Origin of the sequence: Bacteroides cellulolyticus (genome assembly GCF_025567135.1) — a bacterium.
Taxonomy (GTDB): domain Bacteria; phylum Bacteroidota; class Bacteroidia; order Bacteroidales; family Bacteroidaceae; genus Phocaeicola; species Phocaeicola cellulolyticus.
This window is the reverse complement of sequence record NZ_JAOQJJ010000005.1, coordinates 125,783-144,441: the sequence shown is the minus strand read 5'-3', so window position 1 is coordinate 144,441 and position 18,659 is coordinate 125,783. Positions and strand designations below refer to the sequence as shown.

Annotated in this window: 10 protein-coding genes; 3 read left to right on the top strand and 7 right to left on the bottom strand. The window is 40.4% G+C overall.

Annotated features, from left to right (window positions below):
- Nucleotides 1-8: 8 nt before the first annotated feature.
- Nucleotides 9-3,302 (bottom strand): helicase-related protein, encoded by a 3,294-nt coding sequence (locus OCV82_RS07380; RefSeq protein ID WP_154043809.1) that lies wholly within the window; start codon nucleotides 3,300-3,302, stop codon nucleotides 9-11.
- Nucleotides 3,303-3,985: 683 nt separating this feature from the next.
- Between OCV82_RS07380 and OCV82_RS07375 the strand changes: the two genes are divergently transcribed.
- A complete protein-coding gene (locus OCV82_RS07375) occupies nucleotides 3,986-4,618 on the top strand; it encodes an HU family DNA-binding protein (RefSeq protein ID WP_154043808.1) in 633 nt (210 codons plus the stop codon).
- Between the two features lie 106 nt (nucleotides 4,619-4,724).
- On the opposite strand, the gene OCV82_RS07370 is transcribed toward OCV82_RS07375, so the two are convergent.
- From OCV82_RS07370 to OCV82_RS07345, 6 genes are all read right to left on the bottom strand, one after another.
- Nucleotides 4,725-6,956, bottom strand: coding sequence for a GH92 family glycosyl hydrolase (locus tag OCV82_RS07370; RefSeq protein ID WP_154043807.1), 2,232 nt, complete (start codon nucleotides 6,954-6,956; stop codon nucleotides 4,725-4,727).
- A gap of 38 nt (nucleotides 6,957-6,994) precedes the next feature.
- Nucleotides 6,995-7,966: a glycoside hydrolase family 130 protein gene (locus OCV82_RS07365; protein ID WP_154043806.1), complete on the bottom strand. Its 972-nt coding sequence runs from the start codon at nucleotides 7,964-7,966 to the stop codon at nucleotides 6,995-6,997.
- 31 nt (nucleotides 7,967-7,997) lie between these two features.
- The gene (locus OCV82_RS07360) at nucleotides 7,998-9,344 is read right to left on the bottom strand and encodes an MFS transporter (protein WP_154043805.1); all 1,347 of its coding nucleotides are present in this window, start codon (nucleotides 9,342-9,344) and stop codon (nucleotides 7,998-8,000) included.
- Nucleotides 9,345-9,349: 5 nt separating this feature from the next.
- Entirely contained in the window at nucleotides 9,350-11,638 is a 2,289-nt protein-coding gene (locus tag OCV82_RS07355) for a GH92 family glycosyl hydrolase (RefSeq protein WP_154043804.1), read from the bottom strand.
- Nucleotides 11,639-11,663: 25 nt separating this feature from the next.
- Complete coding sequence (locus OCV82_RS07350; RefSeq protein ID WP_154043803.1) at nucleotides 11,664-13,901, bottom strand: GH92 family glycosyl hydrolase; 2,238 nt, start codon at nucleotides 13,899-13,901, stop codon at nucleotides 11,664-11,666.
- Between the two features lie 97 nt (nucleotides 13,902-13,998).
- The gene (locus OCV82_RS07345) at nucleotides 13,999-16,005 is read right to left on the bottom strand and encodes a glycoside hydrolase family 97 protein (RefSeq protein ID WP_154043802.1); all 2,007 of its coding nucleotides are present in this window, start codon (nucleotides 16,003-16,005) and stop codon (nucleotides 13,999-14,001) included.
- A gap of 490 nt (nucleotides 16,006-16,495) precedes the next feature.
- Between OCV82_RS07345 and OCV82_RS07340 the strand changes: the two genes are divergently transcribed.
- Both OCV82_RS07340 and OCV82_RS07335 read left to right on the top strand, forming a co-directional pair.
- Nucleotides 16,496-17,893, top strand: a complete 1,398-nt coding sequence (locus OCV82_RS07340; RefSeq protein ID WP_154043801.1) for a DUF6242 domain-containing protein — start codon at nucleotides 16,496-16,498, stop codon at nucleotides 17,891-17,893.
- Between the two features lie 2 nt (nucleotides 17,894-17,895).
- Complete coding sequence (locus OCV82_RS07335; RefSeq protein ID WP_262543236.1) at nucleotides 17,896-18,645, top strand: isoprenyl transferase; 750 nt, start codon at nucleotides 17,896-17,898, stop codon at nucleotides 18,643-18,645.
- The last annotated feature ends 14 nt before the right edge of the window (nucleotides 18,646-18,659 follow it).

Sequence of the window (18,659 nt, the reverse complement as noted above, 5' to 3'; positions counted from 1 at the left end):
AATGATTTTTAAATGAATGTTTCGGATATTATGATTTGCGGATCTGAGATTTCACAGTTATCTTTTTGCTGTTCTCTTCCGTTGGTACGATACCGGTCAAGCAGACTGCTGATCTCATTCTGTAACTTGTATTCATCCCTGCGAATGCCCGCACGGTCATTTCTATATTCGCGTGCCAATGTTTTCAGATAACGTGGTAGTTGTGAATAGATTCCTTCGTTGATATAGCCTGTAAGGATATCACAGTTCGTACGGAGTTCATTGTCCGCGAGCTGCTGTTTCAGGGTACGCAAGAAGTTTATCGCTTCGAGGGATGTACGGTCCAGGTCCTGACGGTTGACTGTAGATGTATCTGCAGCCTGTATATACTCTTGCGCATATTGCCGCAGAGCTTTGTTTACATGATGGTAATGAAGCGTATCGTCCGTGAATGGTGCTACCTGTTCTTCTGGCTTCGCTTTCAGGTATTTCACTGCATCAAGGAAATCTATTACCCTGACTCCGGATTTTGTAGCCAAATAGAATTCGGTCTTTACATCGGAAGAGACGAAGATTACCGACTCGCCACTGTGCTTTCCGGTGTTTCGCATCACACGACTTTTCATCGGCAAGGACTTGATTTTGTGATACAGTTTTCTGTCATTGGTATAGATTTCACGTACCTCACGCAACAATGCTATCTTTCGGTCTATACTGTCTTTTATGTTGCTGTCGAACAGTGTGAACTGCTTTACAATTTCCTCTCGCGAATAAATCTGCGCATCTTCACCGAACGCGGAATGGAAACCCTGCAATTTTACAAGAGCATTCTTATAGAGCTGTATTTCCTTATCTCCCTGACGAGAAGGATAAAATATATAGTTATAGATATGCGGTGCGGAAGAACCGATACGGTTTACACGTCCTATGCGCTGCATAAGTCTTGTGGCATTCCAAGGGGAATCATAATTTACTATGACATTGGAGCGATGAAGGTTTACACCTTCTGCAAGTACATCAGAAGTCAGTATGATATTATATTTGCCAGCATCCGCAGGATAGTTGGCATCGAAGTTTTCCTTAATGGTCTGCCCCAGACGACTGCGGTTGGCAGCCGTTACCATAAGAACGTCGTTACGGCCTAATTCCGTTGTTATACGGCTGTAGAGATATGTCAGCGTGTCAACACTCTCGGAGAACAATACAAGTTTGCCGGACGGATTGATTGACTTATTCATAAACTCGTTCTTCAGCTTTGCAGCGAAAAGGTCGAATTTAGGGTCGGCTGTCTCGTTTTCCCAGTCCGCATTCAGTCGTTCCAGTATCTGTGCGTCATGGTAAAGCATCTGAAGGAATTCCGGCTTGAAGGCATTTGCAGGGAATACTATATCCTCAACCACGTAACCTTTTGACACTGCATATTCGATAATCTGGTCCAGTTCCATATCCTTTGCCTGAAGGTCTTTAACCTTTAGGTCGGGAGCGATGATGACTTTATCCTCGCCGAACATCTTTATCATATCTGTAGTGATACGCAGAAGTGTGCGAAGCGATTTTCTGAAAGCATAGAAACTGCTTTCGAGGCGTTTCACCATGTGAACACGATAAATGCCTGCCAAGGTCTGACCTATATGCTCGGCATTACGGTATTTGTTTCGGTGTTCAGGTTTCAGAAACTCCACCGCGCGATAGCGGGCATAGTCAAGACCTGTACCGCCTGGATTTCTTTCCGATTTTCCGTCGGTCAGTTGCTTTAATGTTTCATAAAAGCGGTTATTTGTCGCCGTACTCATACGGTATTCCAGTTCATTTGGAGGAAGTATATCCGGAAATACTATTCCTTGCGAACGTATGTCTGCCCTATAGTCCGGGTCGTTCAGAATATTGTTTCTTGTACGGCGTATAGTAATCTTGTCTATGACATTGCTTCGTATTTTTTCATAAATGCCATCTACATCTGTAGTAACATCTCTATGGTCGCGCTCACGCATCAGTTTGTTATAATCCTGAATGAGCGGCGAAAAGAAGGATTTGAGATTTGGTATTCCGTCGATGGTACAATGACGGCTGTTCTGGAACAAAAGCAGAAGATTCTGCAAATCATTCGGACGGTTGTTCAAAGGGGTGGCAGAAAGAAGCATAACTTTCTTCTGCATGGATTTCAGAAGTCCGGTATTAGCGCAAGGTGCTTTGCAAATCTTTTGCAATTCGTCGTATTTGCCGGAGGTATCGCTACGGAATCCGTGAGCCTCATCTACAATGATGAGGTCAAACTCTTCTTTGTCTTTATACTGGTCGCGTCCTTCAAGGATTTTTGAAAGACTGCCATTTGTGATGAACTGCGCCTTCCTGTATATCCCGAAAAGCCTGAACGTATTCTTCCAGTTGTCTTCCAACGCCGGAGGATAGACCACAAGTATATTGGTGTTCCTGCCGTTTGCCTCGACAAAACGTTTTGCTATCATTGTGGCAATCATGGTCTTTCCCAAACCTACGACATCGGCAAGGAACAGCCCGTTATGCTTCATCAACATCTGGAAGCCTTGTATTACGGCATCTTTCTGATACTTCAGTTCTTTCACACCGTCGGGAAGCTGCAGGGAGAAATCGTCTTCCACCTGGTCGCCGAATGTATCAATCAGTACCTTTATATAAAGTTCGTATGGTGTAGGCTGACAGCCAAGGTATGTATGTTTCTTATAAGACTCTATATCATCGGCAGTCAGCGGTACGGCTTCTTCCCACAACTTACAGAATTCATCGTAACAATAGCTTACATCGTCGTAATCCTTCATTGCTACATTCAGTTCGTAACGTGGCGCCGAGGATATGCCCATGCCTGACTCTGAAATATTGGATGAACCCATTATCACCCATCCGTCGCTGTTAGGGCTGTGTTTCTCCGGCAGACAAAGGTAGAACTTGGCATGAAGGTTCTTTGTGGCATGTATTCGCATCTGTAATCTTCCGCACAGCAGGTCGTCGCACATCCGGAGTATGCCTTCCTCCACTTCAGGAGAATACGACGCACTGACAATATCCTCCTTAAAACCTGTCTGATATACTTCCTTAGCCTTGTTTTCATCGGCAAGCATAAGCAAAGCCTTGTTGTGACTGCGAAATATGTCGTCTATGTTTATTCCTACGAGGATTTTTATTTCCGATATGTCGCCCAGCTCTTTCCGGAGCCTGAAATAACCGGATGAGCGGAAAAAGCCTGCCACGGCAAGAAACCTGTCGAATGCCGTCATCTCCGAGGCTATACCTTTGAGTTTTTCGAAAAGCGTATTGCCCTGTCCGTTGTTGAAAAACTTTGTACTCACTACGTCTGTCAAAGTTTCAGGGTTCAGGACTCCGGCAACCCATGTTTTTCATTAATACCCTTCGCGCAAAGACATAAAAAAAGCGTGAAGCCCTGCATTGTCGCTCGCTCCACGTTCTGAGGCTCCTGGAAATTGCCCATCCTGTCGAAACGAGCAACGCCGAAGCCCCACGCCGATATGTATAACACACCTATATACCGCTATTCAGCTAATGGCATATGGATACACCATTGGCTGTACGGCATAGTTCAGGTATGTATATAGCACACCCACGGGGCATTCACGCTGCCTTGTTTCTGACAGGATATTTGAAATTTTTCCAGGATTTCAGAACGTCAAAACCAAAGCGTAGTAAACGCCTTTCAATATGTCTTGTCCCTCCCTTCCTACGCTCCATGATAAAGCGTCCGGCGGCGCGGGACTGTGCAAAGGTAATAAAACAATCCGAGTTTTCACTAAAACGATGAAGGAATATCAAAATAGACTGATAAAAGCGGACATTATAAAAAACCAATTACGTACTTTTGTGTTCAGAAAGCTAATAGAGAAGAAGCCTGACATCGTTTGGTGCCGACTACAGTGGGCAATGCTGCCGACTATAGTGGACACCTCTGCCGACTACAGTGAGCAGTGCTGTCGACTACAGTCAGCACCAAAACATTTAAACATAAAACAAATACTATATGGGAAGAATAAAATATGATTTCTACACTAATCCGAACGTAAATAGTGAAAACAGCAAATCGGAATACCACATAAGAGTCTGCGAACAGCAAACCATCAGCACTAAGAGGATTGTAGAATTGATACACAATGCCTGCACTCTTACACCGGCGGACATTAATGCTGTAATCTTCGCTTTTCAGGAAGAGATAGCCAATCAGCTGGCAAAAGGAAACATTGTGAAACTGGAAGGGCTATGCAGTTTCAATATCAGTCTTAAATCCGCCAACGGGACGTGTACAGGTAAAGAGACAGGAAAGGCTATTGAGGTGAAATCTGTCAATATCAATCCGGAAAAGGAATTTACGGAAAGGGTAAAGGAATTGGCTGCAAAGAACGGAATGGAAAAGGTTACGGCAATACATTCAGACGCTATCACAGACGAGAAAGTCGATAGAATACTGACAAATTATTTCAGCACAAATAAAGCTATCACTCGCCCAAAGCTGCAAGACATCTGCTCGACGACGAGATATATGGCCATGCGGCAGATCAAGCGTCTGACCGAAAGCGGGAAACTGGTCAATGTAGGTTTCGAGAACCATCCTCTGTATATTCCGACGCCGGAGAGTTTCGAAACTAAGGAAGAGTAAACTGATAATTAGACAGGATACGAGAAGAGGGCATATCTGCTGCGACATGCCCTCCTCCTTATGAGTATTTTTCCTGAAAATACTGTCCAATAAAGTTTAGTTCGTATTACTTGTAGAACCTTAAAGTTCCAGATTCTACCAGCGAATTATGCTTCACTCTATATCCGCATGATGATTTTCCCATTTCGATACGTTTTATATACCCGTCGGTATTCTTTTCATCATCCACGACCTCTATTACAAGCTGTTTCTGTTTATAGAACTTTGGATTCAGAGTTATGGTTATCTTGTCGAAAGTAGGAGCAGTCAGAGTATATTCCGGCACTCCAGGACAATCAGGATAGAATCCCATCATACTGAATATCGCCCATGCCGACATTGTTCCTGCGTCATCATTTCCAGGAATACCGTCGGGAGTTGGTTTGAAATATTTTTCAAGCAACATTTTGACAGTCTTCTGCGTTCTCCATTCTTCACCTTTAAAGTAACTGAAAAGATAAGGATAGGCTATGTCCGGCTCGTTGGCAGGGTCGTAATACCCCTTGTCGAATATCATCTGTAGCTTATCTACAAACTTTTTCTTTCCTCCCATAAGTTTTGCCAGTCCTTTTACGTCGTGAGGCACATAGTATGTATAGTTCCATGCGTTTCCTTCGTGGAATCCAGGACTAGGCTCGAAGTTTTCGCCCTGTTTAGGATCGAAAGGGCTGTAGAACTCTCCGTTTGGCAAGATAGGACGTAAGGTGCCGAACTCCTTGCAGTAGTAATTCTTATATCCCATAGAACGCTTATAGAACATCTTTGCGTCATCATTCTTTCCCAGTTCTTTAGCTAGAGTTGACAAAGCATAATCAGCAATGTAATATTCCAGTGCATGAGACACGGAATTATCAAACTGTTCCATCAACGGAACATAACCTTTTGAGATATAATCGTCATTATCAGGACGCATCAGATTATCTTTTCCCGGCATGGTGGCTGACTTATACATTGCCTCGTATGCCAGATTGATGTCGAAATCTCTGAGTCCTTTCATCCATGTATCGACTATGACCGGCAAACTAGGGTCGCCCTCCATAGTGAGCGTTTCCCTTCCATAAAGTTCCCATTTTGGAAGCCAGCCATGTTCTCTGTACATATCCAGCATAGTTTTCACCATCTCAATCTGGCGTTCAGGATAAACGAGTGTCATCAGCTGATGTAGATTTCTGTAAGTATCCCATAAAGAGAATACCGTATATCTGTCGCCCTTAGTAGAAAGTATCTCATCACCTTCCATTGATGGATACTGTCCGTTTACGTCCTGCAGGATGTTCGGATGAATAAGTGTATGATAAAGGGCTGTATAGAACACTGTCTTCTGTTCTTTTGTTCCTCCTTCCACCATTATTCTGCCCAGGTCGTCATTCCATCTGTTTCTGGCTTCCTGATGTATTTCAGCAAAATGTCTTCCGGCTTGTTCCTTATCAAGATTTTCTCTGGCATTTGCAATACTTACAAACGAAACGCCTATGGATACTTCTATTTCTTCACCTTCGGAGGTATTGAATGTGTACCACACTCCTATATCGTCGCCTGCAATGTCTTTTCCATATTTATCGTAAATCTTGTATTTCCCGTTGTCTTTGTCCCATTCTGCCTCAACGCCATACATTTTTCTCTGTTTTTTCCAATATCCGGACTCGGCAGGAGTCTTGCTGACTCTCATCACGAAATATATCGGAAAGACAGCCTGTGGATTATAGCAGAAAGTACCAAGAAGCTTCATTCCCTCAATCTCGGTTTCACTGACTTTTCTTACGAAAGCACCTGTCTCATTGGTCAGACCTTCGCCCAGATTAAGCAGTATATTGCTTTTTCCTTCAGGAAAAGTGAAACGTGTCAGTCCGCTTCTCATGGTAACAGTCGCCTCTGCCAGTATATTGTACTTTTTCAGATAGATGCTGTAATATCCCGGATTGGCCGTTTCCTTTTCATATTTACTGCCGTAGTTCTTATAATCGACATCCAGTTCGCCGGTTGTAGGCATCAAAAGCAAAGATCCCAACTCCGGACATCCCACTCCACTGAGGTTTACATGAGAAAATCCGGTAAAGTAACTGTTCGTATAATCATACGGAGTTGACCACCAACGCGCATCCTTGTCATACACATTATCGGCGGAACCCATAACATTAAACGGAACTACGGACATCATCCCATTTGGACAAACGGCACCGGGATTACATGTTCCGAAATTGGTAGTACCTATAAACGGATCAACATAATCTGCCGGCTGCTGCGACATTGCAGTTCCGGCAGAGAAAAAGAATAAGGTGTATAATAGTAGTTTTTTCATAATTATATATAACTACTACAGTACAAGTCAGTATTTCCTTATACTATAGAATTGTTTTTTACAAAATCTATTATCTCTGAGATATACCCGAATGCCATACCTACCACTGTATCGGCAGCACCGTAATAAACGGCTACCCTTTCGCCATCCTGGAGTGCGGCACATGGGAACACTACGTTAGGCACATCTCCCTGGAGTTCATAAGGAGCGGCAGGAGCGAGCAGATAAGGGCGAGTACGATACAATACCTTTTCCGGATTATCCTTGTCGAGTATCACAGCCCCCATTGAATATCTGAAACCGTTGCACGTAGTAATAACTCCGTGATAGAACATAAGCCAGCCTTCATCTGTAAGGAACGGAACAGAACCTGCACCTATCTTTGTGCACTGCCATGCACTTTCAGGGAAAGGAGTCACTTTCATCACACATCTGTGTTCTCCCCAGTATTTCATATCAGGACTGTAGCTGATATATATATCACCAAATGGAGTATGTCCATTATCACTAGGACGACTCAGCATGGCATACTTGCCGTTAATCTTCTGTGGGAACAGCACACCGTTTCTGTTGAACGGAAGGAAAGCATTCTCACACTGGAAGAATTCCTTGAAATCGAAAGTATAGGCTATGCCGATAGTTGGTCCGTGATAACCGTTACACCATGTAATCCAGTAGCGGTCTTCAATCCAAGTGACACGAGGGTCGTACTTGTATTCCGACTCTATCATATCAGTATTTCCCGCCTTGAACTTAATAGGTTCATGATTAATTTCCCAGTTTATACCATCCTTACTGAAACCTGCAAAAATATTCATCTGGACAGCTTTGTTATCACAACGGAAAACTCCTGCAAATCCATCCCCAAAAGGAACAACAGCACTATTGAATATACTGTTAGAAGTCGGAATATGATATCTTCCGATAACAGGATTCTTTGAATATCTCCACATTACATCGTTGCAACCTGCCGGGCGTTCTTCCCAAGGCATAATAAATTTTTCTGTCATAATTACTAGATTTAAATGTCATATAATAAGTTTACTCTCTCTGTTCTTCAATAAGTGTACCATCCTGATTATATTTGAACGGTATAAAGTAAGTTATCAAAAATGCCGGTATAGTGGCAATCAGAACGAATATGAAGAATGGTTCGTAACCTCCAGGTCTGTTGAACCATTCACCCAATGTCTCACAAACCCATCCGCTCATCATTCCCGGTATCATCACTCCAAGATTCATTATTCCTGAGGCAAAAGCATAATGTGCCATCTGGTGTTTGCCAGGAGCTACCTGCTGCATCATAAACAAGGTCAGGCCAACGAAACCGAAGCCATATCCGAAATACTCGAATACTATTCCACTGCATATTATCAAACCGCTTTCCGGTTGGAAGAAAGCCAGAAAGGCATATACCACAAACGGTAAGTTAAATATACAGCATAAAGTGAATAAAGTATTTTTCAACCCTTTTGCAGAAATGTAATATCCGGCAAGCAATGACCCTAATACAAAGGCTGCAGCACCATATGTACCATAATAGAGTCCTATCTCTTTTTCAGACAGTCCTAATCCTCCGGCTTCTCTGGCAGCTTTCAGGAACAATGGTACAATCTTCATCACAAAGCCTTCCGCAAATCGGTATAGAATAATGAAACAAATATAATATATTATATGAGTCTTACGGAAAAAATCCGACAATACATTATACAACTCGGATAAAATTTCTTTTCCGCTTCTCTTACCTTCATTCTTTACCACCTTTGTCGATGGCAATGCAAATATATGATACAAGGCCAGCAATATCATAACGGCAGACAGTATAAGCATGATTGTCATCCATGATTTCTTGTTTGCCTCAAGCACCGAACCTGCTTCCGAATAACTCTCTATAAAATATCCGGCAAGATAGACCAGTCCTCCTGTAGCCACAATCTTAGCGATATTATAGAACGCGCCCTGCCATCCTATATATTTAGCCTGTTCTGAATTGGATAGTTCGCTCATATAAACGCCATCGCACGCAATATCATGTGTAGCCCCACTGAAAGCTATCACAGCAAGCAATGCTATGGATATTGCAAAGAAGCTGCTCAGATTCAGCGACAAGGCTACAAGACCGAATGCGATACCCGTTGTCAGCTGGGTTGCCACTACAAAAAACTTCTTGGTCTTGAAAAGTTCCAGGAAAGGACTCCACAAAGGTTTCAATGTCCACGGGAGAAGTATCAATGATGTCCAGAATGTTATAAGCTTATCATCTACTTCCAATCCCTTGAACATGAGTACCGTCACCATATTCAGGACTACAAAAGGCAGTCCCATAGCAAAATACGCCGACGGAACCCACGTTATAGGACTTCTACGTTTAGTGTTACTATTATCCATAACAATCATTTCTTTTCGTTTGAGAATGAATATGGAGCATCTGTCAATTCTATACCACGTTTCAGATTAGGTTTACTATCCATCTGAATATCAATGGTACAGCCCTTCATAAGTTCCGAATGATTAATATAGTTCTTCGAATAATCAGTGCCGTTCCATTTCATATTCCGGATATACTTATTATCATCGTTATTTCCGTTCGCATTGATAACAACTTCATTGCCGTTTTCAAGATGCAGCACTGCTTTCTTAAACAATGGAGCTCCCAATACGTACTCATCTGTTCCAGGGCATACAGGATAGAATCCAAGTGCAGTAAACACATACCATGCAGAAGTCTGTCCGTTATCTTCATCCCCACAATAGCCGTCAGGAGTGGCAGAATACATTCTGTTCATCACTTCCCTCAACCAATACTGTGCCTTCCATGGCTGACCTGCATAGTTATACAGGTATATCATGTGTTGTATCGGCTGGTTTCCATGTGCATAGTTACCCATATTCATTACAGTCATCTCACGAATTTCGTGTATCACCTGACCGTAATAGCTTTCGTCGAACAATGGTGGTACAGAGAAGACAGAGTCAAGCATAACAACAAACTGTTCCTTGCCTCCCATCAGATCAATCAATCCTTGAGGATCGTGGAATACCGACCATGAATAGTGCCAGCTGTTACCTTCAGTGAAGGCATCACCCCATTTCAGCGGAGAGAAAGGTTTCATGAATTCTCCATTCTCATTACGTCCTCTCATCAGGCAAGACTCCTTATCAAAAAGGTTTTTGTAGTTCATTGCACGTTTGGCATAAAGATTTACCTCTTTCTTAGGACGTTTCAATTCTTTTGCCAGTTTATAGATACACCAGTCATTATAAGCATATTCCAAAGTACGTGCAGCGTTCTCATTTATTTTTACATCGTAAGGTACATATCCCAGTTTGTTGTAATATTCATATCCCAGACGTCCTGTAGAAGAGATTTCAGGATGTACATTATTTGTACCATGAATTAATCCTTTATAGAGTGTTTCCAGATCTTCCACTTTCACACCTTTCATATATGCATCTACCAATACAGAAGCCGAGTTGTTTCCTATCATACATCCTCTATGTCCCGGACTTGCCCATTCAGGGAAGAATCCGCTTTCCTTATAAGTATTGATCAATCCTTCCTGAATTTCTTTATTGACAGACGGATACATCATGTTAAGCAAAGGGAACAGACATCTGAATGTATCCCAAAAGCCAGTATCTGTGTACATATATCCTGCAAGAACCTTACCGTTATAAGGACTATAATGAACCACTTGTCCGTCTTTATCTATCTCATAGAACTTTCTAGGGAAAAGCAATGATCTGTAAAGGCATGAATAGAAAGTCCTGTACTGGTCAAGGTTTCCACCTTCTACCTCTATCCTCCCTAGAACATCATTCCATGCGTCTTTTCCCTTGGCTACGATAGTATCGAAACTGTCATTACCCAATTCCTTCAGATTTATTTCTGCCTGTTCGTGGCTTATAAACGATGAAGCCACACGGGCATGAACTTTTTCGCCTTTTTTAGTACTGAATCCAATAACGGCATACACATGGTCAGCATGTTGTTCTTTAGCCTTTTCGTCCAGCTTTCCATCTGCCACTGTAGCAGTATAGGTAAAAGGTTTGTCGAACTCTATAACAAAATAGTTCTTGAAATTATCAGGCACTCCACCGCTGTTTCTTGTAGTGTATCCTATAATCCTGTTCTTATCGGCATCAACTTTTATATATGGGCATTCCTTAAATTCGCCTTTATGGAATGCATCAACCACGATGTATGATTTTTCATTCTCTGGGTATGTAAATCTGAACATTGCAGCTCTCTCAGTAGGAGTCAACTCCGTCACTACATCATGTTCCGCCAAATACACTTTATAATAATAAGCTTTAGCCACTTCACCCTTATGAGAGAACCAGCTGGAACGTTTTTCCTCATCAAACTCAGGTTTGCCTACAACCGGCATTATAGAGAATTGTCCATAGTCATTTATCCAAGGACTTGGCTGATGTGTCTGTTTAAAGCCCTTGATTTTATACGCATTATAGGTATATTGCCATCCGTCACCCATTTTTCCTGTCTGAGGTGTCCAGAAATTCATACCCCAAGGTCTGGCTATAGCCGGATAAGTATTACCTGTTGACAATTCGAAAGACGACTGGGTTCCTACCAATGGATTTACATAGTCCGCATAATTACTTGCATATGCTGCAAATGCTATGCATAATAGAAATATAGGCAGCAAAAGTTTTTTCATGGTTATTGATATATTAAGTTTATAATTATTTTTCTGCAATCACGCCCCATTTTGTAGGTTTGTCGGTCATAGTAAACTCTATGACACCACCTTTCATAATATCTTTATGGTTGATGAACGGTTTCTCTAAAGCGACACCATTCAATTTTACAGATTTCACATAGCAGTTTTCACGACTTACATTCTTTGCTAATATCTTAAAAACCTTACTTTCAGCAAACCTTATTTGCATTTCCGGGAACATAGGAGTACCTATCTGATATTCCCCTGATACTGGATTGACAGGATAAATTCCCATTGCACTCATTACATACCAAGCCGACATCTGTCCGCAGTCCTCATTTCCACATAATCCGTCAGGCGAATTCTTATATAATTCATGCATTATTTCAGAAACATACTTCTGCGTTTTCCACGGGCTGTCAGTATAATTATATAGATAAGCCACATGATGACTAGGCTCATTTCCGTGAACATACTGACCTATCATACCTGTACTGAATATAGGAAGCTGTTCATTTTCTTTAGGAATAAGTGTAAACATACTATCCAATTTCTCCTCAAAACGTTTTTTACCACCTATCAACTCTATCAGTCCATCTACATCATGCTGCACTGACCACAAATACTGCCATCCGTTGCTTTCCGTAATGTGCGGTGTATATTCCTCCGGTTTGAACCCTGCTATAAAATTACCCTTACTGTCCTTTGGTTGCATGAACGAAGAATTTTCATTGAATACATTCCTATAATTTGAGGCTCTTTTATAGAAATTATCTGCAAGATCTTCCTTGCCCATCTTTTCTGCCATTATGGCTATACAATAATCATCGAATGCATACTCTAAAGTCTTTGACAACGACCAATTTTCGATATTGTATTTATCTACAACATCATAAGGTATATACCCCATATTTTTATAAAGCCCTATCTGTCTGTAATCATCAAGATTTGCAGTTTTCACACACTCTTTCAATGCCGATTCTGCATCAAAATCACCTATACCTTTAAGGTATGCATCAACTATTACCGGAACAGAATGGTAACCTATCATCATATCAGTCTCACTTCCAAACATGTTCCACACCGGCAACCTTCCATTCTGCTCAGAAAATGCAATAAGGGATTTTACCATATCATTTACCCTTTCTGGCTGTATGATAGTAAATAACGGATGTGCCGCTCTATAAGTGTCCCAAAGAGAGAATGTACTATAATTGGTCCATCCGTCTGCCTTATGTATCTTTTTATCAGGCCCGTAATAGCTACCATCCACATCCCCATAAATTGTAGGTGCCAGCATGCTATGATAAAGAGCTGTATAGAATGTTACAGTTTCATCCATATCGCTGTTTTCAACTTCTATTTTACCCAAAGCATCATTCCACAGCTTTTTGGCTTTATACAAATATGAGTCAAAATCACTTTCCTGTGCTTCGGCCATAAAGTTTCTTTCAGCACCTTCCATACTTACACCGGAAATAGCTGTTCTTATCACAATCTGCTCATTTTCGGAAGTATTATAATTTATTCTGGCAACATATCCATGACCGTTCTCCTTACCATCTTTAATTATCGGAGACTTATCGAGTTGCAAACTGTCAAACGGTCTTGAGAACTTGGTATAGAAATATATTTTCTGGTTTCTTGCCCAACCATTGGAATATCTGTAACCTTTAAGTGTTACCGAATCGACCTGTTCTATATATGAATCCTGTGTTTCATCCCAATTCATAGCTTTTTTCAGGTTAAGGAATATAGCAGATTCTGCCTTAGGAAATGTATATCTCTGTATGCCACACCTCTCTGTTGCAGTCAATTCCACATTAATTTTGTAATCTTGTAAGAACACTTGATAATATCCTGCATATGCACTTTCTTTTTCATGTGAGAATTTGGAATGAATTCCCAAAGGCTGTTCGGCTTCATTGTATGGCAGAGTTACAGGCATAAACGATATGTCATAAAGATCTCCGGCTCCCGTGCCAGAAAGATGTGTATGACTGAAACCTGCAATAGTACTGTCCGGATAGAAATATCCGGCTATTCTGTCCCATCCAGGCAAACCGTTGTCGGGACTAAGCTGTACCATTCCGAAGGGTACCTGTGCCCCCGGATAAGTATTACCTGTAAAATCCGTCCCTATAAAAGGATTCACAAACTGAGTATAATCTAAAATCTGATTACTCTCTTTTTCATTACATGACGAAACTGTTACAGCCGTCAAAGCCAGACCCACACATATAATAGTCAAATATTTCATATAAATAAAGTTACAGTTATCACATTAATAACAATTACATATAATTACGTTTTAAACGGTCATTGAAAAGAAGTCAAATGCCATTATAAAACATAATCTAGTCTAGCAATTTAAAATAAACAGCCTGTCCACCTCCACGCGCCATCTTTATATGCAAGGAGTCTTTATTACTCACTTTACAATGAGTTATTTTGTAGGAAGACGGATTTGTTTCCCAATCGGCATCATCGCCGTCTGCATATATCACAGCATCATAATAATATCCATCTTCCAGAAAGTCTAGTTTTATATCTATATCACGTGCCTGTTCATTTGTAGAAGCACCAAGGAAAAACTTATCCTTAGCTTTCCTTACTATTACTACATATTCACCTGGCTCACCGTCTAAAGCCTTAGACCATTCACAGTCCGGGTCAAAATCACGGAAAAACTGGAATGCTGGATGACCTTCATAATTCTCTATCATATCCGAAGCCATCTGAAGTGGCGAATACAATATAACCCAATTGGCTATCTGTTTTGCCAATGTAGTATTTACACGACAGTCTTTACTGTCTTTCATATTCCACTTTTTCCTGTCAGGAGAGTTTTTTATACGCTCATAAGTAATATCAAATATTCCCGGAGTATAGTCCATAGGTCCTGCAAGTAGTCTGGTAAATGGCAATATAACATGATGTGAAGGAGGATTACCATCACTCCATGCGTTCCATTCCATACCTCTGGCACCTTCACGAGTCATCATATTAGGATATGTCCTGCGAATACCGGTATCTTTTATCGGTTCATGCACGTCAAGTGTGGTATGATACTTGGCTGCTGTTTCCACAACTTTACGGTAATGACGTACATTAAACTGTCCATGATGATTATGACCATTAGGAAGTCCGCCGGCATAGCCTGTCTTTACAGCGTTTATACCCATGTCATAATACCATTTATAGGCATTGTCAAGCTGGCGCTCATAATTCAATATATTTCCACCTGTTTCATGATGTCCTATTATCCTAACTCCTTTTTTATTAGCATAATCCACAAGTTCTTCTATATTGAAATCATCATATGGAGCTGTATAATCAAAATGTTGTGTACCTCCCCAGTTTTCCCAACCTTTGTTCCACCCCTCATACATAACAGCATCAATGTTATTCTCAGCTGCAAAATCTATATAACGTTTTGCGTTGGCAGTTGTTGCACCATGTCTTTTACCTTCATACCACGTTTCCACCCCTAAATGCATACCCCACCAGATACCGATATATTTCATTGGCCGAATCCAATCCGTGCTTTCCAATTTACAAGGCTCGTTAAGATTCAAAATCAATGAAGAGTTTATCAAATCCACGGCTTTCGAACCAATCTGAACAGTCCTCCACGGAGTTACAAATTTTCCTCCTGCAATCTTAACCTTTATCCCATCAGGCCATGGTGCAAGTTCCGATTTGAAAGTTGTACCTTCAATACGTTTCAATGTCATCTCAGGAAAATCCGTAAGAGCTGCTTCATGAATACTTGTATAAACACTTCCGGACTTAAAGGTAATCGGAGTATTGGCGTTCTTTATCTCGCTTAACGATTTGTTTCTATATAATAATTCATAAGTTTCAAAATTGGCAGGTATTGACCAGGATTTGCCATCTTTTGCAATATTGAATTCTGTAAGTTCATCAATAATAAACAGGCTGTCAACATCACGGACATCGTATTCGTATCTGAAGCCAACACCATCATCAAAAGCCCTGAAACGTATGGTCAGATCTACTTGTTTACAATCTGAAAGTCTGACTGCCATCTCATTATATTTATTCCGTATGGTTTTATTTTCTCCCCACGGTTGCGTCCATGTTTCATCAGCAGAAGTATGTTCTACACCGTTTATCTTAAGATGAGATGATAAAGAAGCACCATACAAGTCCCTAAACCCCATTACTGAAGGAAGAATCAGAACACTGTCTTTCACTTTTATCTGATATGTAGGCTTATTTTCATTATTTACAGTAAAAATCACATTAATTGTTTTATCCGGTGAAGACACTTCTGTTTTTCCTCCGGAACAAGCATAAATAAAAAAAGACAAAACGGCAAGTAATGTTATTTTATTCATAATAAAAAGATTTGATTTATAAAGGGTTAACTAATCAAATGGTTTTAAGATATTATTGTTCTTGTTATTTTTACATTAAAAATAATAGCAAAAAACCATTGTACATAAAAAAGACAAAATAATAAGTATTTCAGTGACTATTATTTTCAGGGCTCTGTGCTTTTCAATTCATTTCCAATATCAGCAACGTTTTAAAAAAACTCATATATGCAAATATACTATTTTAATTTATTATTTACAATAATAATCCTAGAGAACTATTAAAAACAAAGACAGCAAAATAAAAGCATATATTCTCCGAAATGCTCATATACAGATTTAAAAACCTATTAAACAGCGTTTAAATACATTTTAAAATACTATACATTCCACTGTTGGGCGATAAAAACGGAGAGTTTATCCATAATTTTATATAAAACTGACGGAAATGTTCTGTTTAGACAAAAAAACTTTCTACTTTTGCAACTTGTAACATAGAAATCATTTGCAAATGAAAATAAGAATATTACCATCTTTAGTTGCCGGCATAATGACGGCTACATTTTTTTTATCTTCGTGTCTGGGAAATGATTACGAAGAAATAGAGTATCCTTCTACATCTAGTATCACATCATTTTCTATCGGTACACTGCACCAGACATTCTATGTGAAAAGTTCGAAAGGGGAAGACAGTGTATATACAGATACAGTGAGCTATGCTGATGTCCCTTTTACCATAGACCAAATCAACAGAAAAATATATAATAAGGACTCTTTGCCTAAAGATGTTGACATAACGAGAGTTGTGGCAAGTATTTCTGCAGATTATGCGGCTGTATATTACGTAAAGAATGATAAAGACACAATATGGACAACCGCCGACTCACTGGATTTCAGCAAACCGGTGACATTCAAGGTAATGACTTTCAATCCTACACTTAACCAGTTTGATTTTGGAGCTCCATACGTAGTAAGCGTTAATGTACATAAACTGAATCCGGATTCTCTGGTTTGGAAACATTTCGAAAACAATAAATTTGCAAACGGTACTACTTATGCCAGACAAAAGGCCGTTTACACTAACGAAACTTTATATGTATTCGGTGAAACTGCAGACGGAAGTGTAAAGGCAAATAAGACATCAGTAGAAAGAGGTAATATATCCAGCTGGAACGAAATTACTCTTCCTGCAGGTACAAACATTTATTCTGCTACAGCTTTCAACAATAATGTCTATTTCGTAGCAAACGGAGAATTATATTTCCTGGAAAATCAAATAACAAAAGTCGGCAATTCCACTGGACTGACTAATCTGATTACTGTCAGCAACGGTAAGCTTTTAGCATACAAAGGTAATGAGAATAAAGTAGTTACTATCGATTCTGAAGGAAATGAACTGACAGAAAGTAATTTTGTGAACGGCAATGACCTGAAGGGACGTATGTCTGCCATATCAATGCCTTCATCTCACAATAAGGATTTATGGAGAACCATCGTAATGACAAACAATATCGGGACATCTGAAGCGGATTCTACAGCTACAGTATTCAGCTATATTTCAAATGACACAGAATGGGTGAAATATCAGCCAAACAACCCGACTACATGCCCTAATCAGGGAAATATCTCTATGATTACTTACGACGGCAAAATATATGCATTCGGTGAAGATTTCGATTATTTCTATACTTCAAACGATAACGGACTGAACTGGAATCAGGAAACCGGATACATGGTGTTCCCATCTGAAAACAAAAACGGAATAGACAAGCTTACAACTTACCGCGGAAACGGAAGTTACTCTGCTGTAGTAGAGGAAAATGGTAACAAAGGCTCGTTTATCTGGTTCATATGGGAGGACGGAAGTGCTACCAGAGCACTCCTAAACAGACTTACGCCTAAGGAATAATCATTAAAACAAAGAACAAGATGCTATATAGAGAAAAAATAGATAAAACCAGAATACCCGCACACATAGCAATAATAATGGACGGTAACGGCAGATGGGCTAAGGAAAGAGGTCATGCCCGTACGTTCGGTCATCAGGCTGGTGCGGAGACTGTACATATAATAGCAGAAGAATCAGCCAGACTTGGTGTGAAATTTCTTACCCTATACACTTTCTCGACAGAGAACTGGAACAGACCTGTTGACGAAGTGGCCTCCCTTATGAGTCTGCTCATGGATTCGATAGAGGAAGAGACTTTCATGAAGAACAATATCAGCTTCAGAATTATAGGTGATACATCAAGACTTCCGAAAGATGTACTCGACCGTCTGAAAAAATGTATTGAAAATACATCACGCAATACCGGCATGTGTCTGACTCTGGCTTTAAGCTATTCTTCAAAATGGGAAATAACAGATGCAATGAAACAGATTGCAGGAAAGGTAAAACGAGGAGAATTGTCTGTAGATGAAATAACAGACAAGACCATCGACAGCCATCTGGCAACTAATTATATGCCTGACCCTGAACTGCTGATCAGAACAGGAGGAGAAATAAGACTGAGCAACTACCTTTTGTGGCAATGTGCCTACTCTGAGCTTTATTTCTGTAACACCTACTGGCCGGATTTCAAGGAAGAAGAGTTATGTAAAGCCATCTGCGATTATCAAAGCAGAGAACGCCGATTTGGAAAAACTAGTGAACAATTATAATATTAAGCAATGAG